The 25,855-nt window shown below is 58.7% G+C and carries 26 protein-coding genes; 15 read left to right on the top strand and 11 right to left on the bottom strand.

Translation table 11 applies throughout. The features are described 5' to 3' along the window. Positions 1-12 precede the first annotated feature (12 nt). Positions 13-2,055 (top strand): M3 family metallopeptidase, encoded by a 2,043-nt coding sequence (locus ACYZTR_RS01460; RefSeq protein ID WP_461975871.1) that lies wholly within the window; start codon positions 13-15, stop codon positions 2,053-2,055. A 9-nt stretch (positions 2,056-2,064) separates the two neighbouring features. Here the strand turns inward: ACYZTR_RS01460 and ACYZTR_RS01455 are convergent, their stop codons facing one another. Then, positions 2,065-2,712 carry a phosphatase domain-containing protein gene (locus ACYZTR_RS01455; RefSeq protein WP_461975869.1) on the bottom strand — a complete coding sequence of 216 codons (648 nt, stop codon included), beginning with the start codon at positions 2,710-2,712 and terminating at the stop codon, positions 2,065-2,067. A 307-nt stretch (positions 2,713-3,019) separates the two neighbouring features. Beyond that, positions 3,020-3,325 carry a hypothetical protein gene (locus ACYZTR_RS01450; RefSeq protein ID WP_461975867.1) on the bottom strand — a complete coding sequence of 102 codons (306 nt, stop codon included), beginning with the start codon at positions 3,323-3,325 and terminating at the stop codon, positions 3,020-3,022. 288 nt (positions 3,326-3,613) lie between these two features. Here ACYZTR_RS01450 and ACYZTR_RS01445 point away from each other — a divergent pair, with 288 nt between their 5' ends. The 3 genes from ACYZTR_RS01445 (at position 3,614) to ACYZTR_RS01435 (ending at position 7,334) form a co-directional block, all read left to right on the top strand. Further along, positions 3,614-4,672, top strand: a complete 1,059-nt coding sequence (locus ACYZTR_RS01445) for a PA0069 family radical SAM protein (protein ID WP_461975865.1) — start codon at positions 3,614-3,616, stop codon at positions 4,670-4,672. 243 nt (positions 4,673-4,915) lie between these two features. Then, on the top strand, positions 4,916-5,647 hold the full coding sequence (locus ACYZTR_RS01440; protein WP_461975863.1) for a carbonic anhydrase: 732 nt from the start codon (positions 4,916-4,918) through the stop codon (positions 5,645-5,647). A gap of 157 nt (positions 5,648-5,804) precedes the next feature. Further along, on the top strand, positions 5,805-7,334 hold the full coding sequence (locus ACYZTR_RS01435; RefSeq protein WP_461975862.1) for a SulP family inorganic anion transporter: 1,530 nt from the start codon (positions 5,805-5,807) through the stop codon (positions 7,332-7,334). 46 nt (positions 7,335-7,380) lie between these two features. Here the strand turns inward: ACYZTR_RS01435 and ACYZTR_RS01430 are convergent, their stop codons facing one another. Then, positions 7,381-8,031, bottom strand: a complete 651-nt coding sequence (locus ACYZTR_RS01430; protein WP_461975860.1) for a hypothetical protein — start codon at positions 8,029-8,031, stop codon at positions 7,381-7,383. A 371-nt stretch (positions 8,032-8,402) separates the two neighbouring features. On the opposite strand from ACYZTR_RS01430, the gene coxB reads away from it, so the two are divergent. The 4 genes from coxB to ACYZTR_RS01410 all read left to right on the top strand — a co-directional run bounded on the left by coxB (position 8,403) and on the right by ACYZTR_RS01410 (position 12,697). After that, on the top strand, positions 8,403-9,530 hold the full coding sequence (coxB, locus tag ACYZTR_RS01425) for a cytochrome c oxidase subunit II (RefSeq protein ID WP_461975858.1): 1,128 nt from the start codon (positions 8,403-8,405) through the stop codon (positions 9,528-9,530). A gap of 82 nt (positions 9,531-9,612) precedes the next feature. Then, positions 9,613-11,205: a cytochrome c oxidase subunit I gene (gene ctaD, locus ACYZTR_RS01420; protein WP_461975856.1), complete on the top strand. Its 1,593-nt coding sequence runs from the start codon at positions 9,613-9,615 to the stop codon at positions 11,203-11,205. 27 nt (positions 11,206-11,232) lie between these two features. After that, positions 11,233-11,784 carry a cytochrome c oxidase assembly protein gene (locus ACYZTR_RS01415; protein WP_461975854.1) on the top strand — a complete coding sequence of 184 codons (552 nt, stop codon included), beginning with the start codon at positions 11,233-11,235 and terminating at the stop codon, positions 11,782-11,784. A 25-nt stretch (positions 11,785-11,809) separates the two neighbouring features. Further along, the gene (locus ACYZTR_RS01410; RefSeq protein ID WP_461975852.1) at positions 11,810-12,697 is read left to right on the top strand and encodes a cytochrome c oxidase subunit 3; all 888 of its coding nucleotides are present in this window, start codon (positions 11,810-11,812) and stop codon (positions 12,695-12,697) included. 4 nt (positions 12,698-12,701) lie between these two features. Here the strand turns inward: ACYZTR_RS01410 and ACYZTR_RS01405 are convergent, their stop codons facing one another. Beyond that, on the bottom strand, positions 12,702-12,905 hold the full coding sequence (locus ACYZTR_RS01405; RefSeq protein WP_094469789.1) for a twin transmembrane helix small protein: 204 nt from the start codon (positions 12,903-12,905) through the stop codon (positions 12,702-12,704). Positions 12,906-12,975: 70 nt separating this feature from the next. Between ACYZTR_RS01405 and ACYZTR_RS01400 the strand changes: the two genes are divergently transcribed. Genes ACYZTR_RS01400 through ACYZTR_RS01380 form a run of 5 tightly spaced genes read left to right on the top strand, consistent with a single transcriptional unit; the run spans position 12,976 to position 16,884 of the window. Continuing rightward, positions 12,976-13,716, top strand: coding sequence for an SURF1 family protein (locus tag ACYZTR_RS01400; RefSeq protein ID WP_461975849.1), 741 nt, complete (start codon positions 12,976-12,978; stop codon positions 13,714-13,716). Beyond that, positions 13,682-14,275: a hypothetical protein gene (locus ACYZTR_RS01395; protein WP_461975847.1), complete on the top strand. Its 594-nt coding sequence runs from the start codon at positions 13,682-13,684 to the stop codon at positions 14,273-14,275. The genes ACYZTR_RS01400 and ACYZTR_RS01395 overlap by 35 nt, the downstream gene beginning before the upstream one ends. Before the next feature lie 10 nt (positions 14,276-14,285). After that, positions 14,286-15,365 (top strand): COX15/CtaA family protein, encoded by a 1,080-nt coding sequence (locus tag ACYZTR_RS01390; RefSeq protein WP_461975845.1) that lies wholly within the window; start codon positions 14,286-14,288, stop codon positions 15,363-15,365. After that, positions 15,353-16,252 carry a heme o synthase gene (gene cyoE, locus ACYZTR_RS01385; protein ID WP_461975844.1) on the top strand — a complete coding sequence of 300 codons (900 nt, stop codon included), beginning with the start codon at positions 15,353-15,355 and terminating at the stop codon, positions 16,250-16,252. The genes ACYZTR_RS01390 and cyoE overlap by 13 nt, the downstream gene beginning before the upstream one ends. Further along, entirely contained in the window at positions 16,249-16,884 is a 636-nt protein-coding gene (locus ACYZTR_RS01380; RefSeq protein WP_461975842.1) for an SCO family protein, read from the top strand. Before cyoE ends, ACYZTR_RS01380 begins: the two co-directional genes overlap by 4 nt. A gap of 100 nt (positions 16,885-16,984) precedes the next feature. Here ACYZTR_RS01380 and ACYZTR_RS01375 read toward each other — a convergent pair whose 3' ends face one another. The 3 genes from ACYZTR_RS01375 to ACYZTR_RS01365 form a co-directional block, all read right to left on the bottom strand. Continuing rightward, positions 16,985-17,758, bottom strand: coding sequence for a MetQ/NlpA family ABC transporter substrate-binding protein (locus ACYZTR_RS01375; RefSeq protein ID WP_461975840.1), 774 nt, complete (start codon positions 17,756-17,758; stop codon positions 16,985-16,987). Between the two features lie 91 nt (positions 17,759-17,849). Beyond that, positions 17,850-18,524 carry a methionine ABC transporter permease gene (locus tag ACYZTR_RS01370; RefSeq protein WP_461975838.1) on the bottom strand — a complete coding sequence of 225 codons (675 nt, stop codon included), beginning with the start codon at positions 18,522-18,524 and terminating at the stop codon, positions 17,850-17,852. After that, a complete protein-coding gene (locus ACYZTR_RS01365) occupies positions 18,524-19,531 on the bottom strand; it encodes a methionine ABC transporter ATP-binding protein (RefSeq protein ID WP_461975836.1) in 1,008 nt (335 codons plus the stop codon). Before ACYZTR_RS01365 ends, ACYZTR_RS01370 begins: the two co-directional genes overlap by 1 nt. 265 nt (positions 19,532-19,796) lie before the next feature. Between ACYZTR_RS01365 and katE the strand changes: the two genes are divergently transcribed. Beyond that, entirely contained in the window at positions 19,797-21,935 is a 2,139-nt protein-coding gene (katE, locus tag ACYZTR_RS01360) for a catalase HPII (RefSeq protein ID WP_461975834.1), read from the top strand. 120 nt (positions 21,936-22,055) lie between these two features. Here the strand turns inward: katE and ACYZTR_RS01355 are convergent, their stop codons facing one another. The 4 genes from ACYZTR_RS01355 to zur are packed head-to-tail and all read right to left on the bottom strand — an operon-like array spanning position 22,056 to position 24,859. After that, positions 22,056-22,772 carry a PA5502 family lipoprotein gene (locus ACYZTR_RS01355; protein WP_461975832.1) on the bottom strand — a complete coding sequence of 239 codons (717 nt, stop codon included), beginning with the start codon at positions 22,770-22,772 and terminating at the stop codon, positions 22,056-22,058. Between the two features lie 38 nt (positions 22,773-22,810). Beyond that, on the bottom strand, positions 22,811-23,599 hold the full coding sequence (gene znuB / locus ACYZTR_RS01350; protein WP_461975830.1) for a zinc ABC transporter permease subunit ZnuB: 789 nt from the start codon (positions 23,597-23,599) through the stop codon (positions 22,811-22,813). After that, positions 23,592-24,377, bottom strand: coding sequence for a zinc ABC transporter ATP-binding protein ZnuC (gene znuC / locus ACYZTR_RS01345; RefSeq protein ID WP_461975828.1), 786 nt, complete (start codon positions 24,375-24,377; stop codon positions 23,592-23,594). The genes znuB and znuC overlap by 8 nt, the downstream gene beginning before the upstream one ends. Beyond that, on the bottom strand, positions 24,377-24,859 hold the full coding sequence (gene zur, locus ACYZTR_RS01340; protein ID WP_461975826.1) for a zinc uptake transcriptional repressor Zur: 483 nt from the start codon (positions 24,857-24,859) through the stop codon (positions 24,377-24,379). The genes znuC and zur overlap by 1 nt, the downstream gene beginning before the upstream one ends. Before the next feature lie 66 nt (positions 24,860-24,925). On the opposite strand from zur, the gene ACYZTR_RS01335 reads away from it, so the two are divergent. After that, positions 24,926-25,846 carry a zinc ABC transporter substrate-binding protein gene (locus tag ACYZTR_RS01335; RefSeq protein WP_461975824.1) on the top strand — a complete coding sequence of 307 codons (921 nt, stop codon included), beginning with the start codon at positions 24,926-24,928 and terminating at the stop codon, positions 25,844-25,846. The last annotated feature ends 9 nt before the right edge of the window (positions 25,847-25,855 follow it).

The following is a 25,855-nucleotide window of genomic DNA, read 5'->3' as shown; positions in this document are numbered from 1 at the left end:
AAGGAAGACGCCATGCCCAACACCAATCCGCTTTTGCAGGCCTGGGATCTGCCACCCTGGTCGACCGTCCGCGCCGAGCATCTTGTGCCGGCCATCGACACCATCATTGCTGACAACCGTCAGGCCATTGTCGAAATCATCGCCTCCCAATCCGCATTCCCGACCTGGGATGACCTGGTGGTTGCGGTCGATGAAACCGACGCGCGTCTGGATGAGGCCATGGGCGTCATCGAAACCCTGGGCATGGTGGAACACAACGGCAACGCCTGGGCCTTGGCAAGCGCGACGTGTGTCGATGCCGTGGCACGGTACAACACTGAAAAGATGAGCAATCAAACGCTGTTCCGAGCGTACCAATGTCTAGCGCAAAGCCAGATTGCCCAGAGTTTCGATGATTCTCGCAAAGCGGTGCTGACCAAGATTCTGCGCAGGTTCCACTTGTCGGGAATCCACTTGCCCTCCGAGCAACAGCAGCAACTTGCTCGCCTGAATCTGCACATCAGCCTGCTCGAAAGCCTGTTTCAAAGCCATTTGGAAGACGCCACTGCAGCCTGGAGCAAACGCATTGATGACGTCACGCAACTCAACGGTTTATCCCAGGCAACAAAGGACCGTCTGGCGCTCAACGCGCAACAGGCAGGGCATGAGGGCTGGCTGATCCGTCTGGGGCAGGACACCTACAATCGGGTCATGACGTATGCCGAAAATCGAGCGCTGCGCGAAGAATACTTTTTTGCGTACACCACGCGAGCGTCCGATCAAGGCCCGCACGCCGGGCAATTTGATAATGGCCCCGTACTGGAGTTGCTGTTGTCCCAGCGTCACAAAAAAGCCGGATTGCTCGGGTATGAAGATTTCGCACAACTCACCCTGGCGAAGCAAATGGCGGAATCAACCGCGCAAGTCAGCGGATTCCTGCGGCGGCAAATAACGTTGGCAACGCCGGATATGGCGAAGGACGCACAGGAACTCGAGGCGTTTGCGCTCGAACAGGGCATTGCTGAGATGCAACCGTGGGATCGCGAGTTTCTTGCCGAACAATTACGTCAGCACCGCCTCGGTGGCGCCCTGAAAAACTTGCGGGTCTATTTTCCACTGAACGGAACGTTGCGCCGACTGTGCCTGTTCAGCGAGCGCATGTTCGGCATACAGATCGTCGAGCAGAAAACATTCAGCCGCTGGCATGACAGCGTGCGTCTGTTTGAAATCAGCGAGCATGGGCAGGTGATCGGACAGGTTTACCTTGATCCTTTCCACCGAGAGGAGGCACCGGACTATGCCTGGACCGCCACGCGCCGCAACCGACGGGTAGGCGCCGAAGGTCAATTGACGCTGCCCATTGCCGTTCTTCACGGCAACTTCACATCTGGAAACGCCGATCATCCTTGCCTCCTCGCGCACTTGGACCTGCGTGTGCTGTTCCATGAGTTTGGTCATTGCTTGCAGCATATTTTGACGCGTTCGCCTCACTACACCCTTTCCGGAATTTCTGAACTGGGACGCGATACAGCAGAGTTCACCGGGCAGTTGTTCGAACGGTGGTGCCTGTCACAGGAGTTTCTGCTGTGGCTGGCCGCCCATCATCAGACCGGTGAGCGCTTGACCGAGGGGCGAGTCGAAGTGGCGTTGACCGCCCTTCAAACCCAGAACAGCTGGCAAACCGCGCAGTGGCTGACGGGCGCCTTGTTCGACTTCGAATTGCACCGTTGCCAGGGCGATGGACGTAGCGTTCAGCAGGTTTTTGAAGACGTACAGCGGGAGGTTCCCCACTGGCAATTGCCGTCCTACTGCCGGTTCGCAAACAGCTTTGACTACATGGTGACCGGTTACGCAGCCTCCGTTTACGCCTACACGTGGTCAGGCGTACTGGCTAGCGAAGCTTTCAAGCGATTCCGCCAAGACTGGGTCTTCAATGCGCAAACAGGGCGGGCCTTTCGCGAGGTGTTTTTTTCTCCGGGCGATTCGCGCTCCTTGCTGACCGCCCTGGAAGTGTTTCTTGAACGGCCGATCGCCGAAGATCTTTTCGCGCTTTCGTCAGAGGCCGTCGCCCGCTGACGCAGCGGTTTACTCGACGTGGGCCGATTTGAACCAACTCTTCATCGAGCAACTGGCGAACGGACTCGTGCTGCAATCGCCGTTGGCCAGCGCGGTGCGAAGCTTGTCGACATCAGCCTGCATCATGTAACGGACTCCGTCCTTGAAATGAGTGCTGTCACCAAAACCACCCTGGGTCATTTCGCTCAGGGCGTCTTCCTTGCTCCAGCCCTGCACCACGACCCGGTACATGGCCGCCATCAGGCCAGTGCGGTCCGAACCATGTTTGCAGTGCATCAGCACCGGCCCCACGGCTTCGGCAGTCTGGATCGCACGAAGGGCCTTGAGTACATCCGCGTCATCCACATGGTTGGTGCGGTAGGGCAGCTGTACCTGTGCGATACCTGGTGTGGACAACCAGCTTGAATCCGACTCGGGTAGGAAAGTGATCACCGTCCCGACCTTGAGTTTTTCCAATAACGGCACCGCGCCTCGGTCGGGCAATGCACTGCGATAGAGCATCGGGGATATTTGGAAGAGGTTGTATTGCACCTCGACCGATTGAGCCCACTCCGCGGGTCGGGGCAAGGCACTGTCGTCGGCGAAGGCCAGCGTTTGATTCAAAAGTGCGGCCAGCGACAACAGGAACGTCGCAGGTAAAAATCGCAGTAAGGACATGCTCAGACGACCGTGTGTTAAGGAGTGGATGATGACGCACAGCATCAGCCCTGAACGGTCAAAGACCTGTGAGACGGCCGTCAAAGAATCGTGAATCGAACGACGCGTGATTGCTTTCGTCGCGATAACCCCCGTGTGTTGGCCTATCAGTTCTGAGCGGTCATTGTCGGAAAAAAGTCATGAATGTCGACCAGGGAACATTCAATAACGCAAAACAAACGGCACAGAACTTCTGTGCCGTTTTATGAACACGCCGTTAAAACTTACTCTTGTGCAAGCATTACCTATTACATGCGTTCAATCGCAATCAAGGATTAACAATCTTCGAATAAGCGTTCGCCAGCGCCAGAAGAACTGCCTTGTCTTGCGCGTCAATGTCACCATCGCCGTCCACATCGGTGCGTGCAGCACCCATGGTGAAGGTCAAGCCGCCATCAGTGGATATGACCTCACGGGTAGAGGAGTCTACCAGCGAGCAAGTGATCGCTTGGTTTGGTGCGTCGTAACCCTCTTCCTTTAGTGCAAATTGCATGGAAACCCGAACTTCTTTAGGGCTGACGATAGAAGGGGCGGCCAGTTGCAGAAAAATACCACGCTGATTATAAAACGACATTATTAAATCCTTTTAATATTTGATACACGACAACTTCGTGCGAACCAGAGAGTACTAATCAAGTTAATAGTTACGCCACCTATGATCTGTTTCTCAAGATTGCACACTTCGGAATATTTAATGCTGAAAAGTAGCCCGTGGAGTCTTTCAATTCAAAAAGCTATCTACTGTCATGACTGACAGGTGTGTAGGCACCCGCTACGTTGCCATGGGTAAATAAGCCGAACGGTGCTAGGCAAATCCTGCTGCCTCCCATACTGTGTATTTATACAGCCAGCAGGTCCTCATATGACGATTTCACTCCCCCCTCGCGGTCGCGGCACCGCCACCAACCCGCACAACCGCTTCGCGCCGAATCGCTCGGTGGCCGAGGATGACGGCTGGTATCAGGAAGTGCCGATCACCCAAGGCACCGAGGTGCGCATCGAAACGGCTAAAACCATCATCACTCGCAACAATTCGCCGGACTTACCCTTCGATCGTTCGATCAATCCCTATCGCGGCTGCGAGCACGGCTGCATCTATTGCTACGCGCGGCCCAGCCACGCCTATTGGGACATGTCGCCAGGGCTGGATTTCGAAACCAAACTGATCGCCAAGACCAACGCCGCCGATGTGCTGGAAGAACAGCTGTCCAAGCGTGGCTATCAATGCGCGCCGATCAATCTGGGCTCCAACACGGACCCTTATCAGCCGATCGAACGCGAACACAAAATCACCCGCAAAACCCTCGAAGTGCTGCTGCGCTATCGCCATCCCGTGACCATCATTACCAAGGGCTCGCTGATTCTCCGGGACCTGGACCTGCTGGTCGAACTTGCCGAGCAAAGGCTGGTGGCGGTGATGATCAGCCTCACTACCCTGGACGATGAGCTCAAACGCATCCTCGAACCGCGTGCCGCTGCACCCAAGGCCCGTTTACGGGCGATCCGCGTGCTGCGTGAAGCGGGAATTGCGGTGGGAGTCCTGTGCTCGCCGATGATTCCTATGATCAACGACTGCGAACTCGAAAGCCTGCTCACCGAGGCTCATGCCGCTGGAGCACAAAGTGCGGCCTACATGATGCTGCGCCTGCCGCTGGAAGTTGCGCCGCTGTTCGAAGAATGGCTCGCCGCTCACTACCCTCAGCGTGCCGCTCATGTGTTGAGCCTTATTCGTCAAAGCCGTGGTGGTGAGCTCTACGACAGTCGGTTTGGCGCAAGAATGCGTGGTGAAGGGCCGTTTGCTGACCTGTTGGCGCAACGATTTGCCAAAACCATCAAACGCCTTGGGCTGAATCGTCGCGAAGGTTTCAATCTAGACTGCGAAGCCTTCTGTCCGCCGGGTCGCCAAATGTCGTTGATTTGAGGACAATTGGCCTATGGTTGAGTAGTGGGGAACCTGCCTGGTCTTTAGGCCGGTCACGCTTTTTGTGACCTGGAACACACGTCCTAGAGCCTTTTATTCAGTTTGAGTTAAGTTTCAACGGCTACCTTGTTCATCGAGTGACTGACGGGGCGAGACTTTCGACCTGGATGTTTTTTAAACAGCCACTGGCTTCACACCGGACAAAACGGGAAAATTCCCTGACTCCGCCAAAGAGGATGAATCATGAGTGACAAGGATAAACAGCCGTTGGCTGCGTCGGCTTCAGCCCAACCCGAGGCGGAAACCGCCGATGCAGCACTGAAGCATATCGTTGACGGCTTTTTGCATTTTCATCACGAAGTTTTTCCACAGCAGGAAGAACTCTTCAAAAAACTTGCCACGGCCCAGAGCCCCAGAGCGATGTTCATCGCCTGCGCCGATTCGCGCATCGTTCCTGAGCTGATCACCCAAAGCGCCCCCGGCGACCTGTTCGTGACCCGTAACGTCGGCAACGTAGTGCCGCCTTATGGGCAAATGAACGGCGGTGTTTCCACGGCAATCGAATACGCAGTATTGGCCCTCGGCGTGCAGCACATCATCATCTGCGGGCACTCTGACTGTGGCGCCATGCGCGCAGTGCTCAACCCGCAAAGCCTGGAAAAAATGCCCACGGTCAAAGCCTGGTTGCGTCATGCCGAAGTGGCAAAAACCATGGTCCAGGAAAACTGCGATTGCGCTGACGAAAACGAAAGCATGCACGTCCTCACCGAGGAGAATGTGATCGCCCAGCTGCAGCATTTGCGCACGCACCCGTCGGTCGCCTCGCGCATAGCCAATGGTCAGCTGTTTATACATGGTTGGATCTACAACATCGAAACCAGCGAAATCAAAGCTTACGACGCGGACAAGGGGTGTTTCCTGCCGCTCGATGGCAGCCATCCGATTCCGGTGGCGACGCCCAAAGCGCGCTTCTAGTGTCCTTTCTCACAAATACGTTCCTTTTCGACGAGTGACTGTCAAAAAGGAACAGTATTTGCGAGACAGGACACCTTATCCCTGTGTGGTTTAGCCGAGGCTGCTGATCAAGCAGCCTGGCTTCGCCACGCCTGAAGAAAACTTCGGGAGAGTCACCATGCGTGCTGCTCAACTTAAAGCTGTACTGCCACGGGAGCTGCTGGCGTCCGTGGTTGTGTTTCTCGTCGCCCTGCCCTTGTGCATGGGCATCGCCATCGCCTCGGGGCTGCCGCCGTCCAAAGGGTTGATCACCGGGATCATCGGTGGCTTGGTGGTGGGCTGGATTGCCGGTTCGCCATTGCAAGTCAGCGGCCCAGCAGCCGGTTTGGCTGTTCTGGTGTTCGAACTGGTGCGCCAGCATGGTATCGCCATGCTCGGGCCCATCCTGCTGCTGGCCGGCTTTCTGCAATTGGTGGCCGGACGCTTGAAGCTGGGCTGCTGGTTTCGGGTCACGGCGCCTGCGGTTGTGTACGGAATGCTCGCCGGGATTGGCGTGTTGATCGTGTTGTCACAGGTGCATGTGATGCTCGACGCCGTGCCCAAGCCCTCGGGGCTGGATAATCTGGCAGCCTTCCCGGCTGCGGTTGTCCAAGCCTTGCCCTCCTTGGGCTGGCAAGCCGGTTTGCTCGGGCTGTCGACGATTGCGGTGATGTGGCTGTGGGAGAAATTCCGCCCCCATTCCCTGCGCTTCATTCCCGGCGCACTTCTTGGCGTAGGCCTGGCGACTGTCGCCAGCCTGGTACTCGCCTTACAGGTCAAGCGAGTGGAGGTCCCGGCCAACCTGGCGGAAGCTATCGACTGGCTGAAACCCGCCGACTTGCTCAATCTGGCTGACCCGACCTTGCTGATTGCGGCATTTGCCGTCGCGTTTATCGCCAGCGCCGAAACCCTGCTCTCGGCAGCTGCGGTGGACCGCATGCACAGCGGCCAGCGTTCGGACTTCGATCGGGAACTGTCAGCTCAAGGCGTCGGCAACATGCTCTGCGGTTTACTCGGCGCGCTGCCGATGACCGGCGTGATCGTGCGCAGTTCGGCCAACGTCCAGGCCGGCGCCACCACGCGACTGTCGGCGGTGTTCCATGGTCTGTGGCTGCTGGCTTTCGTGTTGCTGCTGTCCAGCGTGCTGCAAAGCATTCCGGTGGCGAGCCTGGCGGGTGTGTTGGTTTACACCGGGTTCAAACTGGTCGACCTCAAGGCCTTTCGCGGCCTCGGCCGATATGGCCGGATGCCAATGTTTACTTATGCGGCGACCGCTCTGGCAATCATCTTCACCGACCTGCTGACCGGCGTGCTGATCGGTTTCGGGCTGACCCTGGCCAAACTGGCCTGGAAGGCTTCGCGGCTGAAGATCAGCCTGATCGACCTGCCAAAGGACGGTGAAATGGAACTGCGGTTGATGGGTGCAGCCACTTTCCTCAAAGTCCCGGCGCTGACTCAAGTGCTGGGAACAATTCCACCGGGCGCGACGGTGCATGTGCCGCTCAATCACTTGAGCTACATCGATCACTCGTGTCTGGAGTTGCTGGAGGAATGGGGTCGGGCCAATGCGGCGAAGGGTTCGAAGCTGTTGATTGAAGCGCGGGGGTTGAAACGCAGGTTGGAGGGGCGCTTGCGAACCACGACGGGCGTCGGTTCCGCAGCCGCATAAAAAAAATCGCAGCCAATAGGCTGCGATTTTTTTATGCGGCAACGAGTCAAGCCGCGGGCTGCTCCAGCTCCAGGCCTACGCCCAGCTGGCGCGACAGGCACGGCCAGCGCTTCCATGCAGCGCCGGTGTCCGGGCTGTTGAGTTTCTCGCGGTAGGCTTCTACTGATTCCAGCGCGAAGCTCTCTTCATTAAGCATCTCGTCCACAGCGTGATGCACCGCCTCATCCAATTGATTGGCGAACTCTTCTCCGATCAGTTGGTGAGCAATCAGGTTGGCAACAGTCATGTCCAAGGGGATCAGCGGCTGGCCAAAATGCTTGATGTACAGGTCATTGACCTCTTCGACCAACCGATGCGCCAGATAGGCTTCGTCCAGCAGGCTGTCCAGGCCGATATGCCCGGTCATGATCGCCGGCGGCTGGAGGAAGAACTGCTCGGCGATTTTCAGCACCGGTTTGATCTGTGATTCGATACCCGCTTCCCTGGCGACTTCATTGGCGGCCTCCAGCAGGTCTGGCACTTGCTCTATGTACGCGGCCACAAAACGCGTCATCACGCCGTTGGCGTCGACCTCCGGCAATTGGATGGCGGAGTGAAGGTGTGGCAGTTGAGTTTCCAGTTGACGAGTCAGCAGGCCAGTCTCGGCCTCGTGTTGTTGGGCTTTTTGGATCTGCTCGCGCAATGCGGCGGTGTTCATGAAAACTCCAGGAAACAAAGGCAATGAAATAAGGAAGACGTAACTTAGCTGGCATACGAAAAATGCGAAGACGCATTTGTCATAATTATTTCATCCTTGAGACATCAAAGTTATATCGGTTTACCACCACTCGTCTGCATCCTTCTCCATTCGTGACCCAGAACGCAAGTCCCAGCTGTTTCAGATCATTTACGCCATCACGTTGCGAGGTGGCAGTCGCTGTCTATACTCGGGTGGGAATGGAGCTAGCTGATGACGCCCGACTGCACACGCAGCAAGGCCCGGCGATTCAAGTTCGTAGTCTGAAAATGCCGCTCCCTTGCCGCAGGTGAAAGCCGGCGGGATAAAAAGAACGATAAGGGGAACCCGCAATGATGCGACATCCACACGTCTGGATGGGCCTCCTGTTGTGGTCGATTTTCAGTCAGGCACAAGCGGCCTGGACTGTGAATATGGCGCCGGGAGCGACTGAAATCAGTCACGCAGTATTTGACCTGCACATGACCATTTTCTGGATCTGTGTAGTGATCGGCATCATCGTCTTCGGCGCCATGTTCTGGTCGATGATTCTCCACCGCCGCTCGACCGGGCAGGTGGCCGCAAAATTTCATGAAAGCACCACCGTCGAAATTCTCTGGACCATCGTGCCCTTCCTGATCCTGGTGGCCATGGCGGTTCCCGCAACCGCAACCCTGATCAAGATGTACGACGCCAGTGAGCCGGATATTGATATCCAGGTCACCGGCTATCAGTGGAAGTGGCACTACAAATACCTGGGCCAGGACGTTGAGTTCTTCAGCAACCTGACCACTCCTGCTGATCAGATCCACAACAAGGAGGCCAAGAGCGAGCACTACTTGCTTGAGGTCGATAAGCCTTTGGTGCTGCCGATCGGCGCCAAGGTGCGCTTCCTGGTGACTTCCGCCGACGTCATCCACTCCTGGTGGGTGCCGGCCTTTGCGGTCAAGCGTGATGCGATTCCGGGGTTCGTCAACGAAGCCTGGACCCGCGTCGACAAGCCCGGCATCTACCGCGGTCAATGCGCCGAATTGTGCGGCAAGGATCACGGCTTCATGCCGATCGTGGTCGAGGTCAAGGAAAAGGCCGATTACGAAAAATGGCTGGGCGAGCGCAAGGCTGAAGCCATGCAGCTCAAAGAACTGACCAGCAAGGAATGGACGCTCGATGAGCTCAAAGAGCGCGGCGACAAGGTCTATCACACCACCTGCGTAGCCTGTCACCAGGCCGAAGGTCAGGGCTTGCCACCGATGTTCCCGGCACTCAAAGGCTCGAAAATCGCCATCGGACCGATCAAGGATCACTTGAACATCGTCTTCCACGGCAAGCCCAGCACCTCCATGGCGGCGTTCGGCAAGCAGCTCTCGGAAGTCGATATCGCAGCGGTCGTGACCTACGAACGTAACGCCTGGGGCAACAACAAGGGCGACATGGTCACGCCTAAAGAAGTGCTGGAGCTGAAACAGGCGGAAAGCAAATGACCCGGTCTATTGCGCACGTAAGGAACCGGTCGGGGCATCGCGCCCCGGCCTGCCCAGCCCATCTGTTTGCAGGAGACAGGACATGACTGCTGTAGTCGATGACCATGTTCATACCGGCACCGCCCACGCCCACGGTCCCGCCAAAGGCCTGATGCGCTGGGTGCTGACCACCAACCACAAGGACATCGGCACACTGTACCTGTGGTTCGCGTTCTCCATGTTCTTGCTGGGCGGCTCGTTCGCGATGGTGATTCGCGCCGAGCTGTTCCAGCCAGGTTTGCAGATCGTCCAGCCGGAATTCTTCAACCAGATGACCACCATGCACGGTCTGGTGATGGTCTTCGGTGCGGTGATGCCGGCCTTCGTCGGCCTCGCCAACTGGATGATCCCGCTGATGATCGGCGCGCCGGACATGGCCCTGCCGCGGATGAACAACTTCAGCTTCTGGCTGTTGCCGGCGGCGTTCATTCTGCTGGTGTCGACCCTGTTCACCCCCGGCGGCGGACCGAACTTCGGCTGGACCTTCTACGCCCCGCTCTCGACGACCTACGCGCCGGAAAGCGTGACGTTCTTTATCTTCGCCATCCACTTGATGGGGATCAGTTCGATCATGGGCGCGATCAACGTGATCGCGACCATCCTCAACCTGCGCGCCCCCGGCATGACGTTGATGAAAATGCCGCTGTTTGTCTGGACCTGGCTGATCACCGCGTTCCTGCTGATCGCGGTGATGCCGGTGCTGGCCGGCTGCGTGACGATGATGCTGATGGACATCCACTTCGGCACCAGCTTCTTCAGTGCCGCCGGTGGTGGTGACCCGGTGCTGTTCCAGCATGTGTTCTGGTTCTTCGGTCACCCCGAGGTGTACATCATGATCCTGCCGGCCTTCGGTGCCGTCAGCTCGATCATTCCGACCTTCTCGCGAAAGCCGCTGTTCGGCTACACCTCGATGGTCTACGCCACGGCGAGCATTGCGTTCCTGTCGTTCATCGTCTGGGCGCACCATATGTTCGTGGTCGGCATTCCGCTGGTGGGTGAGTTGTTCTTCATGTACGCCACGCTGCTGATCGCGGTGCCCACCGGGGTCAAGGTGTTCAACTGGGCCAGCACCATGTGGCAAGGCTCGCTGACCTTCGAGACACCGATGCTGTTCGCCGTGGCGTTCGTGATCCTGTTCTCGATCGGTGGTTTCTCCGGGTTGATGCTGGCCATCGCTCCGGCGGACTTCCAATACCAGGATACGTATTTTGTGGTCGCGCACTTCCACTACGTACTAGTGCCGGGGGCGATCTTCGGGATCTTCGCTTCGGCTTACTACTGGCTGCCGAAATGGACCGGCCACATGTACGACGAAACCCTTGGCAAGCTGCACTTCTGGCTATCGTTCATCGGCATGAACATGGCGTTCTTCCCGATGCACTTCGTGGGGCTGGCGGGCATGCCACGGCGAATTCCGGACTACAACCTGCAATTCGCCGACTTCAACATGGTGTCGTCGATCGGCGCGTTCATGTTCGGCGCCACGCAGCTCTTCTTCCTGTTCATCGTGATCAAAACCATCCGCGGCGGCGAGCCGGCACCGGCCAAGCCGTGGGATGGAGCGGAAGGCCTGGAATGGAGCATTCCGTCACCGGCGCCGTATCACACCTTCACCACGCCGCCGGAAGTGAAATGAACGCTGTAGCCCTTGAGGCCCACCATCATGGCTGATTCGATTTCGATGAAGAAGCTGGTTACGCGCCTGCTGATGGTGGTGGTGGCGATGTTTGCATTCGGATTTGCCCTGGTGCCGATCTACGACGTGATGTGCAAGGCGTTCGGCATCAATGGCAAGACCGGCGGGCAGTACGAGGGCGAACAAAAGGTCGACACTTCACGGCAGGTTCGTGTGCAGTTTCTGACGACCAACGCCGCCGACATGTCCTGGGGTTTCTATCCCAAAGGTGACGAGCTGACGGCCAACCCGGGGGCGGTGAACGAGATGATTTTCATCGCCCACAACCCGACCGATCGCCCGATGAGCGCCCAGGCGGTTCCGAGCATCGCACCCAGCAATGCAGCGGCGTACTTCCACAAGACCGAATGTTTTTGCTTTACCCAGCAAGTGCTGCAGCCCGGTCAACGGATCGAGATGCCGGTACGTTTCATCGTTGATCGCGACATGCCCAAGGATGTGAAGCACCTGACGCTGTCCTACACGCTGTTCGATATCACCGCCCGACATCCACCGGTGGCCGTAAATACTGGCGGTTGAGCGTGCCCGATAAGGAGAACAATAAATGGCAACTCATGAACACTATTACGTACCGGCCCAAAGCAAATGGCCGATCATCGCCACCGTCGGCATGTTCGTCACGGTGTTGGGCCTGGCCACCTGGTTCAACGACCTGAAGGCTGCGCGGCCGGAATCCCACGGCCCGTTGATCTTTTTCGTCGGCAGCCTGCTGCTGGCGTACATGCTGTTCGGCTGGTTCGGTACGGTGATCAAGGAAAGTCGCCAAGGGTTGTACAGCGCGCAGATGGATCGCTCGTTTCGCTGGGGCATGAGCTGGTTCATCTTCTCGGAGGTGATGTTTTTCATCGCGTTCTTCGGCGCCCTGTTTTATGTGCGTCACGTTTCCGGGCCGGCTCTGGGCGGTGAAGGTGCCAAAGGCCTCGCCCACATGTTGTGGCCGACGTTCGAATTCACCTGGCCATTACTGAATAACCCAGACCCGAAACTCTTTCCGGCGCCCAAAGACGTTATCAGCCCGTGGGGCCTGCCGCTGCTCAATACCGTGCTGCTGGTCAGTTCCAGCGTCACCGTGACCATTGCCCACCACGCTTTGAAAAAGGGCCATCGCGGCGCGCTGAAAATCTGGCTGGCGTTGACGGTATTGCTCGGTTGCGCGTTTCTCGGCTTCCAGGCCGAAGAGTACATCCACGCCTACAAGGAACTGGGCCTGACCCTGGGTTCGGGTATCTACGGCGCAACGTTCTTCATGCTCACCGGTTTCCACGGCGCCCACGTGACCATCGGCACCATCATCCTGTTCGTAATGCTGATGCGGGTCATGCGCGGTCACTTCGACAACGAGCACCAGTTCGGTTTCGAGGCGGCGAGTTGGTACTGGCACTTCGTGGACGTGGTGTGGATCGGTCTGTTCGTTTTCGTCTACGTGCTCTGAGGCTTTACCAAGGCGCAGTAGAGACCAACTGGCCGCTGAAAAAACCCCAGGCGATCAAGCCGACGGTGATGGCGGCCAGCGCAACACGAACACTCAAGGCAATGACGAGGCGGTTCGAGCTGCTGTCGTCCTTGACCAGAAAAAACAGGCCGCTGAACAGGCTGACAACCGTGGCAATCAGCATCAGGACGATGGCTGCTTTGAGCATGGTGAGACTCCGGGGGAAAGGCGATGCACTTGAGTATAGCTATCGCGACTAGCGACTTTCTGGCGACGCCATGAAGCGCTTTCGGCCGGGCATCGTGCCAACCGTGGTGGTCGCGTTGTTGCTGCCCATGCTGGTGTCACTCGGGTTCTGGCAACTGAGCCGGGGCGCGGAGAAAAGCGCGCTGCTGCAAAGCCACACCGAGCGCCGGGCGGCTGAACCGATGGCCAGCACCGAGCTGCAACACACCGAGGATCCCGTCTTCCGCCGCGTGCGCCTGCACGGCCAGTTCGATGCCGCGCACAGCCTGTTGCTGGATAACCGTCAGCGTGACGGCAAGGTCGGCGTCGAGCTGCTGCAACCGTTTCAGGATCAGGCGACCGGGCTCTGGCTGTTGGTCAATCGCGGCTGGCTGCCGTGGCCGGACCGGCGCAATCCGCCGCAATTCACCACGCCCACTCAGGCATTGAGTCTCGATGCCTGGGTCTACGTTTCCCCCGGCGCGACCTTCCAGCTCCACGCCGACCCAAACACCACCACCTGGCCGCAACTGGTCACGGCAGTCGAACCGGCCAGACTCTGGACGGCGCTCAACCGTGAAGGTTTCGCCTACGAATTACGCGCAAAAAGCGGCCCCGCGTCCTACCAGGCCGATTGGCCCGTGGTGGCCATGGGGCCGGAAAAACACCTGGCTTATGCCGTGCAGTGGTTCGCAATGTCGATCGCCCTGTTCGGCCTTTATCTTTACCTCGGCTGGCACAACGCAAAGGAGAAACACCATGGGAGCGGCCATGAATCCACCCAGCATGTCTGAAGCGAAGACGCCGGCAAGTCGGCGAAAAGGTCGTTTGCAGCTGCTGCTGATTCTGCTTGGGGTGATCGGTCCGATGATCCTCGCCACCGGCATGTACAAATTGCAGTTCTGGGTGCCGGAGGGTCGCAGTTACCACGGCGAACTGATCGGCAATGGCCAGACCCGTGCGGACCTTGGCGTGCAGGCGCAAGAACAGCGCTGGCAGATGCTGGTGACGGCGCCTAGGGACTGCTCGGTGGACTGCCAGCAACTGGTGTACCTGGCGCGCCAGGTGCAGATCGGCCTCGCCCGCGATGCATCCCGCGCCAGTCACGCACTGGCCGCCGCGCAACCGCTAAACAGCGAGTACGAAGCCAAGCTCACCCGCGAGTATCCACAGCTGCAGCGTTATCCCATGGACCTGACCACCTTCAGCAAGACCACGGGTGACCAGGCCGTACCGCAGCTGTGGATCATCGACCCCCACGGCAACCTGGTGCTGCGCTACGACCCGACCGTCAAGGGCAAGGACCTGCTCAACGATCTGCGTCACCTGCTGAAACTGTCGAACATCGGATAAGGGCATCGTCATGGCCAAACCTGGATTTCGCCTCGCGCTGTTTGCCACCTTGCTGGCACTGATTGTGGTGCTGCTCGGCGCCTACACCCGCCTGACCCACGCCGGACTCGGTTGCCCGGACTGGCCGGGTTGCTACGGCTTTATCAGCGTGCCGAAAAGCGAAGCCCAACTGGCCCATGCCGAACTGCATTTCCCCGATGCACCAGTGGAAGCCCACAAGGGCTGGAACGAGATGGTCCACCGCTATTTCGCCGGCACCCTTGGGGTGCTGATCTCAGTGTTGGCCGGTCGTGCCTGGGGTCATCGTCGTCATCCGGGACAACCGGTGAAATTGCCGTTATTTCTTCTGGCAGTGGTGATTGCCCAAGCAGCGTTCGGCATGTGGACGGTGACGCTCAAGCTCTGGCCGCAGGTGGTCACCGGGCATTTACTCGGTGGTTTTGCGACGTTGAGCCTGCTGTTTTTGTTGACGTTGAGACTGTCCGGCGTGCTGCCGGCGCTGACCGTACCACGGCGTTTACAGTACTGGGCGACTGCCGGTTTGCTGCTGGTGATCGGACAAATCGCCCTGGGTGGTTGGGTCAGTTCCAACTACGCGGCGGTGGCCTGCATCGACTTTCCGACCTGCCACGGGCAATGGTTGCCGCCGGCTGACTTCGCCAACGGCTTTCACCTGACTCAACACATCGGCCCCAATTACCTCGGCGGGCAGCTGGACAGCGATGCCCGCACCGCGATTCACCTGACTCACCGTATCGGCGCATTGCTCGTGACTCTGGGGTTGCTGGGCCTGGCCTGGCAACTGAAAGTCGTCGGCATGACGCGCCTGGCGGGGCTGGTACTGATCGCCCTCGCGGCGCAGATCACGTTGGGCATCAGCAACGTGTTGTTTCATCTGCCACTGCCCGTGGCCGTCGCTCACAACGCGGGGGGCGCGGCACTGTTGCTGACGTTGGTGCTGGTCAATTATCACGCGCGAACCAGTCTGGTTCGGGTCAAGCAGCAAACCCCTGCGCGCTGGCGCTTCAGCCCGCGTAAACACTCAGCCGGGCCCATAACAATAAAAGGAGAGATGCCATGGCGACTCTGATCGGCGAACGTCACAGCCAGACAATCTGGCGTGACTACCTGGAGCTGACCAAGCCGAAAGTGGTGGTGCTGATGCTCATCACATCGCTGGTGGGGATGTTTCTCGCGACCCGCGCCGGGGTGCCGTGGACGGTGCTGGTGTTCGGCAATCTGGGGATCGCCTTGTGTGCCGGCGGTGCGGCGGCGGTCAACCATGTCGTGGACCGACGGATCGATGCGGTCATGGCCCGCACGCACAAACGACCCTTGGCAGAGGGTCGAGTGTCACCTGCGGCCGCGCTGACTTTTGCCTTGGTATTGGCGGTGCTTGGGCAAGCCATACTGCTGGCCTTCACCAATCCATTGACGGCTTGGCTGACCCTGGCCTCGCTACTCGGCTATGCGGTGGTCTACACCGGTTTCCTGAAGCGTGCGACGCCGCAAAACATCGTCATCGGCGGACTGGCCGGTGCTGCCCCGCCCCTGCTCGGCTGGACCGCCGCCACCGGCCACGTCAGCGCCGAACCCTTGCTGTTAGTGCTGATCATTTTCGCCTGGACCCCGCCGCACTTCTGGGCCCTGGCCATTCACCGCAAAGAGGAATACGCCAAGGCCGACATTCCGATGTTGCCGGTGACCCATGGCGAGCACTACACCAAGGTTCACATCCTGCTGTATACCTTCGCGCTGTTGGCTGTGAGCCTGATGCCTTACGTGATCCACATGAGCGGCGTGCTCTACCTGATTTGCGCGCTGGGACTTGGCGCGAAGTTTCTGCAATGGGCCGTGGTGCTGTACCGTGGCACTCGGCCGCACGCGGCGATCAACACGTTCAAGTACTCTATTTATTACTTGTTCCTGCTGTTTATCGCGCTGCTCGTAGACCACTACTTACTGTTGAACCTATGACTCGAACCCAGAAAACTGTCTTCATCCTCGTCGCCCTGATCGCGCTGGTCTTGGGCCTGACCATCAACAAAGTACTGTCCGGCAAAGGCCAGGGCGACCCGACCGCGTTGATCGACGCCGGGATCATCCTGTTGCCGCAAAGCCGCAATCTGCCGGACGTGACGATGACCGATCAGGACGGTAAGCCGGTGGCGGTCAACGAGCTGAAAGACAAGTGGTCGCTGCTGTTCTTCGGTTACACCTTTTGCCCGGACATCTGCCCGACCACCCTCGCCCAGTTGCGCCAGATCAAAAGCGAGCTGGCGCCGGAAGCGGTGGATAAGTTGCAGATCATTCTGGTCAGCGTCGACCCGAATCGCGACACACCCAAGCAGCTCAAGCAGTACCTGGGCTACTTCGATCCGCAGTTCAAAGGACTGACGGCATCTTCGGTCGAGGACATCCAAAAACTCGCCAATGCGGTCAGCATTCCGTTCATTCCGGCGGACACCAGCAAGCCGAACTACACCGTCGACCACAGCGGCAACCTGGCGGTGATCGGGCCGGACGGAACGCAGCGTGGGTTCATCCGAGCACCGTTGAACAACCAGAAACTGGTGGCGCAATTGCCGGTGATGCTCAAACGCAAATAAGTCGACAGGCCAAAAAAAACCGCAGCCCAACCAGGCTGCGGTTTTTTGTTTCTGATCGTTCCCACGCGGAGCATGGGAACGATCAGCGTAGAGGGCTGTATCAGAACGCCGGCAATACCGCGCCTTTGTACTTCTCAAGGATGAAGGCTTTCACTTCCGGGCTGTGCAGGGCGGCAACCAGCTTCTTCATCGCTTCGCTGTCCTTATCGTCTGGACGGGCAACGAGGATGTTCACGTAAGGCGAGTCGTTGCCTTCAATGACCAATGCATCCTTGGCCGGATCAAGCTTGGCTTCCAGTGCATAGTTGGTGTTGATCAGCGCCAGATCGACCTGGGTCAGCACGCGCGGAATGGTCGCGGCTTCCAGTTCACGGAATTTCAGGTCCTTGGCATTCTCGGTGATGTCCTTGACGCTCGAGAGGATGTTGTTCGAGTCCTTCAACTTGATCAGGCCAGCCTTCGCCAGCAGCAACAGCGCACGGCCGCCGTTGGTGGCGTCGTTCGGGATCACTACGTTGGCGCCACCTGGCAGCTCGGTCAGTGCTTTGTACTTGCTGGAGTAAGCGCCCAACGGTTCCAGGTGCACGCCGGTAACGGCAACCAGATGGGTGCTCTTGGCCTTGTTGAACTCATCGAGGTACGGCTGGTGCTGGAAGAAGTTGGCGTCCAGACGTTTTTCGGCAACCTGCACATTCGGCTGGATGTAGTCGGTGAAGACTTTGACCTTCAGGTCCACGCCTTCTTTGGCCAGGGCCGGTTTAACGAACTCGAGGATTTCTGCGTGCGGAACCGGGGTGGCTGCGACGGTCAGGGTTTCATCGGCCTGAGCAGAGAACGCTGCAACGGCTGCGAACGCGACGAGTAGTTTTTTCATTCAGCTAACTCCTTGTGGGTACTCGCTTGCGGCGCCTGAATTTGGCGCCTGCCAGCGAATGGCCGGCTCATGACTTATTTACGTGAACTCTTTATTTTCTGGAGAAGTGGACAACCAATTTGTCGCCGACGGTTTGCAGCACTTGAACCAGCACCAGCAGCAACATCACGGTCACGACCATCACATCAGGCTGGAAACGCTGGTAACCGAAACGGATCGCCAGGTCGCCCAGACCACCCGCGCCGACCACACCCGCCATCGCCGTGTAGGACACCAGTGTAATAGCTGTCACCGTAATCGCTGCGAAGATGCCCGGGCGGGCTTCCGGCAGCAAGGCATTGGTGATGATCTGCCGTGTCGTGGCGCCCATGGCCTGGGTGGCCTCGATGATGCCGCGATCCACTTCACGCAGGGCGGTTTCCACCAGTCGCGCGAAGAATGGCGTAGCGCCAATCACCAGCGGTGGAATGGCACCGGCGACCCCGAGGGACGTGCCGGTGATCAACACGGTGAACGGGATCATCACGATCAGCAGGATGATGAACGGCAGCGAACGCAGGATGTTCACCATCAGCGACAGCATCGCGTAGACGCCTTTGGCTTCCAGCAACTGACGCGGGCTGCAGAGGAACAACAGCACGCCCAGGGGCAGGCCGAGCAAAACGGTGAACAACAACGAACCGAAGAGCATCAGCAAGGTGTCGCCGGAGGCCAGCCAGATTTCAAACCAGTCGATATTGACGAAGAAACTTGTCAGGACTTCCATCAGCGCAGGACCTCCATGTGGACGTCAGCCGCGGTGAAGCGGGCAAACGCCGCTTCCATGTCGCCGCCGGTAACCGCCAGGGTCAATTGCCCGTAGGGGATGTCTTTGATGCGGTCGATACGACCGGCCAGGATGCTGTAGTCCACACCCGTTTCCCGAGCGACGGTTCCCAACAACGGCGCGTAGGTCGCTTCGCCCTGGAAGGTCAGACGCACGATGCGACCCGGCACGTGAACGAAGTCATCGCGCTGTTCGCTTTCGTCAATCTGCTCGTCTTCCTGCACGAAGCGCTTGGTGGTCGGGTGCTTCGGATGCAAAAACACCTCGGTCACCGAACCTTGCTCGACGATCACGCCCGCGTCCATCACCGCCACTTGGTCGCAGACCCGGCGGATCACGTCCATCTCGTGGGTGATCAACACGATGGTCAGCTTCAGTTCGCGATTGATCTCGGCCAGCAATTGCAGGACCGACGCAGTGGTCTGCGGGTCCAGTGCGCTGGTGGCTTCGTCGCAGAGCAGGATTTTCGGCTTGGTTGCCAGGGCGCGGGCGATGCCGACACGCTGCTTTTGGCCACCAGACAACTGCGCCGGGTACTTTTTGGCGTGGTCGGACAAACCCACTCGCGCCAGCAGTTCGGCCACACGCTGGTCGATTTCGCTGCGCGACAGTTCGCCGGCAAGGGTCAGGGGCAGCGCGACGTTGTCGGCCACGGTCTTGGACGCCAGCAAGTTGAAGTGCTGGAAAATCATCCCGACCTGCTGACGAAAGCGCCGCAGGCTGTTGGCGTCAAGCGCGGTGACTTCTTCGCCGTCGACGAATATCTTGCCGCCACTGGACTCTTCCAGGCGATTGATCAGGCGCAGCAGGGTGCTTTTTCCCGCACCGGAATGGCCGATCAGGCCGAAGACCTGACCGTTCTCAATCGTCAGACTGGTCGGGTGCAGCGCGGGAATATCCTCACCGGCGACGCGGTAGGTTTTGTGGACGTTTTGAAACTCGATCACGTAGCGAACCTTGTGGGGCGCGTTGGAAAAGGATCAGCGGTTAGCCGGGCGCGCATTTTAGCCTGTCCGTATAGAGGTTCTTAGCATTTATTTCGTTTTCAACCTTCCATTTGGCAATAACGCGATCAAAGGTCAAAAAAAAGGAACGGCTAAAAAGGTTATCAGTCACTAATTAAGCAACTCGAAAACGCCCCCGGTGCCGTGCCTGGGGAATGGCTCAAGAGTCCTGGCTACGGCAGGAATCACAATGAGGAGTTTACGACTGATGAGTATTAAAAAGCCTGCCGCAACCAAAAGCGCACTGGCCGGGACCGATACCCTGGATCGCGGCAACACTAATGCCAAGCTCGACAGCCTGGAAAAATTTCGATCCGACGCCACTGAACAGGCCCTGCGTACCAACCAGGGCGTGAAAGTTTCGGATAACCAGAACACGTTGAAGGTCGGCGCCCGTGGGCCATCGTTGCTGGAAGATTTCATCATGCGTGAAAAGATCACGCACTTTGACCATGAACGCATTCCCGAGCGCATCGTCCATGCCCGTGGCACGGGTGCTCACGGATACTTCCAGACCTATGAAACCCATTCCGTGCTGACTAAGGCCGGGTTCCTACAAGACCCAGGCAAGAAAACCCCGGTCTTCGTGCGCTTTTCCACGGTACAAGGCCCGCGCGGGTCGGGCGATACCGTGCGGGACGTACGAGGTTTCGCCGTGAAGTTCTTCACCGACGAAGGCAACTTCGACTTGGTGGGCAACAACATGCCGGTGTTCTTCATTCAGGACGCGATCAAGTTTCCCGACTTCGTGCATGCGGTAAAACCCGAACCGCACAACGAGATACCGACTGGCGGTTCGGCCCATGACACGTTCTGGGACTTCGTCTCCCTGCAACCCGAGTCAGCGCACATGGTTATCTGGGCGATGTCCGACCGTGCGATCCCGAAAAGCCTGCGCAGCATGCAAGGCTTCGGAGTCCACACCTTCCGCCTGATCAATGCCGAAGGTAAATCGCGCTTCGTCAAATTCCACTGGCGCCCCACTGCCGGGACCTGTTCGCTGGTGTGGGACGAAGCGCAGAAACTCGCCGGTAAAGACACCGATTACCACCGTCGCGATCTCTGGGAGTCGATCGAGATGGGCGACTACCCGGAGTGGGAACTTGGCGTACAGGTCATCGAAGAGGAAAACGAACATAAATTCGACTTCGATATCCTCGACCCGACCAAACTGATCCCGGAAGAACTGGTACCCATCACCCCGCTGGGCAAAATGACCCTCAACCGCAACCCCGACAACTTCTTCGCCGAAACTGAACAGGTCGCCTTCTGCCCTGGGCATATCGTGCCGGGGATCGATTTTTCCAACGATCCATTGCTGCAAGGTCGATTGTTTTCCTACACCGATACGCAGCTCAGCCGACTTGGCGGGCCGAACTTTCACGAGATTCCGATCAACCGCCCGGTGGCACCGTTCCACAATGGTCAACGGGATGCGCTGCATCGCACCACCATCGACAAGGGTCGCGCGTCCTACGAGCCGAACTCCATTGATAGCGGTTGGCCGAAAGAAACACCGCCGGCGGCACAGGATGGCGGCTTTGAAAGTTATCCAGAGCGCATCGACGCCAACAAGATCCGTCAGCGCAGCGAGTCGTTCAGCGACCACTTCTCCCAGGCGCGGCTGTTCTTCCACAGCATGAGCAAGCACGAGCAGGAGCACATCATCTCGGCTTACAGCTTCGAGTTGGGCAAGGTTGAGCGGGAGTTCATCCGCGCGCGCCAGGTGAATGAAATTCTGGCCAACATCGATTTGGAACTGGCTAAGCGCGTGGCGCAGAACCTAGGGTTGCCAGCGCCCAAAGCCGGGACGGTCGAAGTACGCAAAACCTCACCGGATCGATCGCCGGCCCTGAGTCAGGCCAACTTGCTGCCGGCGGATATCAAAACCCGCAAAGTGGCAATCCTGGCAGCTAACGGCGTCGATGGTGCAGCGATTGATGCAATGAAGAAAGCGCTGAAGGTCGAAGGGGCGCACGCCAAACTGCTCGGCCCGACGTCTGCGCCTGTGACGACCGCCGATGGCAAGACACTGCCGGTCGATGCGTCGATGGAAGGCTTGCCTTCGGTGGCGTTCGATGCGGTATTTGTGCCCGGTGGCGCGGCGTCGATCAAGGCGTTAAGCACCGACGGTGTGGCGTTGCATTATTTGCTGGAGGCTTACAAGCACTTGAAGGCGATTGCACTGCATGGCGAGGCCAAACAGTTGCTGGATGTGTTGAAGCTGGAGACTGATGCGGGCTTGATTGTGGGTACTGATGCGAACCTGATCAAACCATTTTTTGCCGCGATTGGGCAGCATCGGGTGTGGGACAGGGAACCAAAAGCCAAGGCGATTCCGGCTTAAAGTTCGTTGTTCAGAGAGAGGATGCCATCGCGGGCAAGCCTTGCTCCTACGGTTTTGAGTCGTTCACATAATCAACGAACGACACCGAACCTGTAGGAGCATGGCTTGCCCGCGATGCTTTTAGGGCTTACGCGGGCTCAGAACCATCTGCGCAGGAATGTTGCGCAGAATCTGCTTCTCCAGATTCAGATCAAAATCCGCATCGAGCTTCTTCACGCGCTTGGTCAGCAACGTGGCCAACCAAGGGTAGTCCTGGGTGCGTGGTGCCTGAATACTCACGTCGCATTGGTAATTCACCACATCAGCGGCGATCGCATCCAATTGGCGACGAAGTTTCGTCATATCCGTCAGGTTCAACGCAACCGTGGTGCTTTCTGCCGTCGGATCTATGACTTTGGCCTGTGGCTTGGCTTCGGCTGCCATGAGCGCCGCTTCGGCTCTATCCAGTTCAGCTTTGCGGGCATTAACGATGGCGTTGTTGACCCCGCCCGTCAGCGCCGGAGCCTTGGGCATCAACGCCCGTGCGCGGCTCAGCGCCGTGGCAGCCGCATTCACATCGCCTTTTTGCAGCACGATCTGACTGCGGCGCAGATAGGCTTCGGCCAGTTGCCGCTGGTATTGCTCAAGGGCTTGATCATTGGGCGACTCCGCCTGCAAGGCCGCCAGTTGATCTTCGGCAGTCGCCAGTTCGCTGCTGGCAAGGTTTTTTTCCAGCTGTGCGATGGCCGTGGCCCGTGCACCGGTAGCCTCGGTGGCCGCCGGTGGCATGCTTTGGCAAGCGCCCAGTAGCAGCGACAATGCCACAAGGAGCAGATAACGGGAGGCTAACAGCTTCATTCCTGCGACTCTCTATTTGCGCCAAAAAACGAGCAAGTCTACACCCCTCGACGGGGCAGGACAAAACTCAGCAAAAACAGTGCGGCGGCCGTCACAACGATCGATGGGCCCGCCGGGGTGTCTTTGAACCATGAAAGCGACAGTCCGCCACAGACCGCGAGCATACCCAGCAGGCTCGCGCCCAATGCCATCTGCTCCGGTGACCGGGCGTGACGTTGTGCCGCAGCCGCCGGGATGATCAGCAGTGAGGTAATCAGCAATACACCGACGATTTTCATCGCCACCGCGATTACCACAGCGATCAGCAACATCAGGGTCAAGCGCAACGCCGCCACCGGCAGACCTTCAACCCTGGCCAATTCTTCGTGCACCGTGATCGCCAGCAATGGCCGCCACAACGTCACCAGCAAGGCCAGAACGGCCATGCTGCCGCCGAGTATCCAGGCCAGATCGGTCGGACTGATCGCCAGCAGGTCGCCGAACAGATAAGCCATCAGGTCGATCCGCACTTCGTGCATGAAGCTTAGTACGACCAAGCCCAGAGAGAGCGTGCTCGGTGCGAGAATTCCCAAAAGCGTGTCGGACGCCAGCGGTTGGCGCTGTTGCAAGGTCACCAGCAGCACGGCTAACAGCAAACAGCCTACGGTGACAGCAACGGTCGGGCTGACATCCAGCAGAAAGCCCAGTGCCACGCCGAGCAGCGCGGCATGGGAAAGGGTGTCGCCGAAATAGGCCATGCGCCGCCAGACCACGAATGAACCCAGCGGGCCCGCGACCAACGCCAGGGCCAGACCTGCAAGCAGGGCGTAGAGCAGAAAATCAGCCATGCTTGCAGCCATCTCCGTGAACGTGGGTAGGAGCCGACGGGGCCGTGCTGACCACCGAACCATGCAAGTCATGGGCGTGGTCGTGATGATGGTGATAAATCGCCAGGCTTTGTGCGTTCTTTCCGAACAGCTCGACGAAAGCCGGATCGCCGCTGACCTGCTCGGGGTGCCCGGAGCAGCAGACGTGACGGTTGAGGCAGACCACCTGGTCGGTGGTGCTCATCACCAGGTGCAAATCGTGGGACACCATCAATACGCCGCAGCCATGACGATCTCGCAGGCGAGTGATCAGGCTGTAGAGCTCGGCCTGACCGGCCACGTCGACGCCTTGCACAGGTTCGTCGAGCACCAGCAATTGCGGCTCGCGCAGCAATGCCCGGGCCAGCAGCACCCGCTGCATTTCGCCACCGGAAACACTCTGCACCGGGCTGTCGATCACCTGTTCGGCGCCGACTTCCTTGAGTGCCGCCAAGGCCGTGGCGCGGTCTACGCCCGGCACCAGACGCAAGAAGCGCAGCACCGACAGCGGCAGCGTCGGGTCGACGTGAAGTTTTTGCGGCATGTAACCGACCCGCAGTTTCGGCTTGCGCCACACGCTGCCGCTGTCCGGTTTCAACAGACCGAGAACGGCGCGAACCAGGGTCGTCTTGCCGGCACCATTGGGGCCGATCAGGGTGACGATCTGCCCGGGCTCGACGCTCAGCTCAATGTTGTCCAGCACGTTTTGCCCGGCATAGGTCACGACAACCTGCTCGAGACGGATCAGCGCATTGCTCATCAAACCCCCTGGCAACCCGAGCAGAGGCCGACTACTTCAACGGTCTGGCCTTCGACGACGAACCCGACATCCTTGGCGCTACTGATAATCGCGTCGCTGATGGATTTTTGTTCAAGTTCAATCGCGGCGTGGCACTCACGGCAGATCAGGAACTGGCCCTGGTGGGCGTGTCCCGGGTGATTGCAGCCGACGAAAGCGTTCAGCGAGGAGATGCGGTGTACGAGGCCGTTTTCCAGCAGGAAATCCAGCGCACGGTACACGGTCGGCGGCGCCGCGCGGCGGCCGTCCTGCTCGCTGAGCACCGCGAGAATGTCGTAGGCACCCAACGGCTTGTGGCTTTGCCATACCAGTTCCAGCACCCGTCGGCGCAAGGCGGTCAGGCGCAGGCCTTGACGTGCGCACAGACTATCGGCCTCAGACAATGCGCTGTGGACGCAATGAGAGTGGTCGTGGGGACGGCTGGCAATCGGTGTTTTAGGCATGAGCGGCGACGAGTTTTGTGAGAGACGTTATTATGTTACCCGTTCTCGCCTCTTCGAGTGGTCATCGTGTCCCGACTTTTTTCTATCTTTGTCGCATTTGCCGCAAGTTTTCTGCTGATGGGTTCGGCTTACGCCGAAGTCAAAGTTCTCACCAGTATCAAGCCTCTACAGCTGATCGCCGCTGCGGTGCAGGACGGTGTGGCGATTCCGGAAGTCTTGCTGCCGCCCGGCGCATCGCCTCATAACTATGCCTTGCGCCCATCCGACGTACGGAAGGTGCAGTCGGTGGATCTGGTTTACTGGATCGGCCCGGCCATGGAAGGTTTCCTGCCTCGCGTGCTGAACAGTCGTACGCTCCCCAGCGTCGCCGTGCAGGACTTGCCGGGTCTGAAACTGCGACATTTCGCCGAAGATAGCCTCTCCCATGCAGAAGAAGCCGACGAACATGATCACGACCACCGTCCAGGTAGCCTGGATTCGCACTTGTGGCTTTCGCCGGTCAACGCTCGCGTAATCGCCACAAAAATGGCTGCTGACCTAAGTGCAGCCGACCCTTCCAATGCGGCGCGTTATCAGAGCAACCTCAAGGCATTCGATGAGCGTCTGGATGCGATGGATCTCCGCTTGAAGGCACGCCTGGCCGGCATCGCAGGCAAACCGTATTTCGTATTCCACGAGGCCTTCGACTACTTTGAAGACGCCTACGGCCTCAAGCATGCCGGCGTATTCAGCGTCGCGGCCGAGGTCCAACCCGGAGCCCAGCACGTCGCGGCGATGCGCACTCGACTGCAGGAAGTCGGCAAAACCTGTGTGTTCAGCGAGCCGCCGTTGCGTCCGCGCCTGGCGGAAACCCTGGTGGCGGGTCTGCCGGTGAAACTCGCGGAACTGGACGCGTTGGGCGGGTACACGCCGGCAACCGCTCAGGGGTATGAGCAGGTGCTGGAGAAGTTGGGGAATGATTTGGCGGGGTGCCTGGAGTCGCTTTAAATACTGCGA

The sequence above is a fragment of the Pseudomonas sp. Hz4 genome, from assembly GCF_054898165.1.
This window is presented reverse-complemented; position numbering and strand designations above follow the sequence as displayed.

What these genes read in the sequence shown, in the direction of transcription:
- ACYZTR_RS01435 (WP_461975862.1), top strand. Translation starts at nt 5,805, where the DNA reads ATGCGTGCTGCTCAACTTAAAGCTGTACTGCCACGGGAGCTGCTGGCG.
- ACYZTR_RS01400 (WP_461975849.1), top strand. Translation starts at nt 12,976, where the DNA reads ATGAAGCGCTTTCGGCCGGGCATCGTGCCAACCGTGGTGGTCGCGTTG.
- ctaD (WP_461975856.1), top strand. Translation starts at nt 9,613, where the DNA reads ATGACTGCTGTAGTCGATGACCATGTTCATACCGGCACCGCCCACGCC.
- ACYZTR_RS01450 (WP_461975867.1), bottom strand. Translation starts at nt 3,325, where the DNA reads ATGTCGTTTTATAATCAGCGTGGTATTTTTCTGCAACTGGCCGCCCCT.
- ACYZTR_RS01370 (WP_461975838.1), bottom strand. Translation starts at nt 18,524, where the DNA reads ATGGAAGTCCTGACAAGTTTCTTCGTCAATATCGACTGGTTTGAAATC.
- ACYZTR_RS01460 (WP_461975871.1), top strand. Translation starts at nt 13, where the DNA reads ATGCCCAACACCAATCCGCTTTTGCAGGCCTGGGATCTGCCACCCTGG.
- ACYZTR_RS01380 (WP_461975842.1), top strand. Translation starts at nt 16,249, where the DNA reads ATGACTCGAACCCAGAAAACTGTCTTCATCCTCGTCGCCCTGATCGCG.
- ACYZTR_RS01410 (WP_461975852.1), top strand. Translation starts at nt 11,810, where the DNA reads ATGGCAACTCATGAACACTATTACGTACCGGCCCAAAGCAAATGGCCG.
- ACYZTR_RS01455 (WP_461975869.1), bottom strand. Translation starts at nt 2,712, where the DNA reads ATGTCCTTACTGCGATTTTTACCTGCGACGTTCCTGTTGTCGCTGGCC.
- ACYZTR_RS01375 (WP_461975840.1), bottom strand. Translation starts at nt 17,758, where the DNA reads ATGAAAAAACTACTCGTCGCGTTCGCAGCCGTTGCAGCGTTCTCTGCT.
- zur (WP_461975826.1), bottom strand. Translation starts at nt 24,859, where the DNA reads ATGCCTAAAACACCGATTGCCAGCCGTCCCCACGACCACTCTCATTGC.
- cyoE (WP_461975844.1), top strand. Translation starts at nt 15,353, where the DNA reads ATGGCGACTCTGATCGGCGAACGTCACAGCCAGACAATCTGGCGTGAC.
- znuC (WP_461975828.1), bottom strand. Translation starts at nt 24,377, where the DNA reads ATGAGCAATGCGCTGATCCGTCTCGAGCAGGTTGTCGTGACCTATGCC.
- ACYZTR_RS01430 (WP_461975860.1), bottom strand. Translation starts at nt 8,031, where the DNA reads ATGAACACCGCCGCATTGCGCGAGCAGATCCAAAAAGCCCAACAACAC.
- ACYZTR_RS01440 (WP_461975863.1), top strand. Translation starts at nt 4,916, where the DNA reads ATGAGTGACAAGGATAAACAGCCGTTGGCTGCGTCGGCTTCAGCCCAA.
- ACYZTR_RS01395 (WP_461975847.1), top strand. Translation starts at nt 13,682, where the DNA reads ATGGGAGCGGCCATGAATCCACCCAGCATGTCTGAAGCGAAGACGCCG.
- katE (WP_461975834.1), top strand. Translation starts at nt 19,797, where the DNA reads ATGAGTATTAAAAAGCCTGCCGCAACCAAAAGCGCACTGGCCGGGACC.
- ACYZTR_RS01405 (WP_094469789.1), bottom strand. Translation starts at nt 12,905, where the DNA reads ATGCTCAAAGCAGCCATCGTCCTGATGCTGATTGCCACGGTTGTCAGC.
- coxB (WP_461975858.1), top strand. Translation starts at nt 8,403, where the DNA reads ATGATGCGACATCCACACGTCTGGATGGGCCTCCTGTTGTGGTCGATT.
- ACYZTR_RS01355 (WP_461975832.1), bottom strand. Translation starts at nt 22,772, where the DNA reads ATGAAGCTGTTAGCCTCCCGTTATCTGCTCCTTGTGGCATTGTCGCTG.
- ACYZTR_RS01445 (WP_461975865.1), top strand. Translation starts at nt 3,614, where the DNA reads ATGACGATTTCACTCCCCCCTCGCGGTCGCGGCACCGCCACCAACCCG.
- ACYZTR_RS01415 (WP_461975854.1), top strand. Translation starts at nt 11,233, where the DNA reads ATGGCTGATTCGATTTCGATGAAGAAGCTGGTTACGCGCCTGCTGATG.
- ACYZTR_RS01390 (WP_461975845.1), top strand. Translation starts at nt 14,286, where the DNA reads ATGGCCAAACCTGGATTTCGCCTCGCGCTGTTTGCCACCTTGCTGGCA.
- znuB (WP_461975830.1), bottom strand. Translation starts at nt 23,599, where the DNA reads ATGGCTGATTTTCTGCTCTACGCCCTGCTTGCAGGTCTGGCCCTGGCG.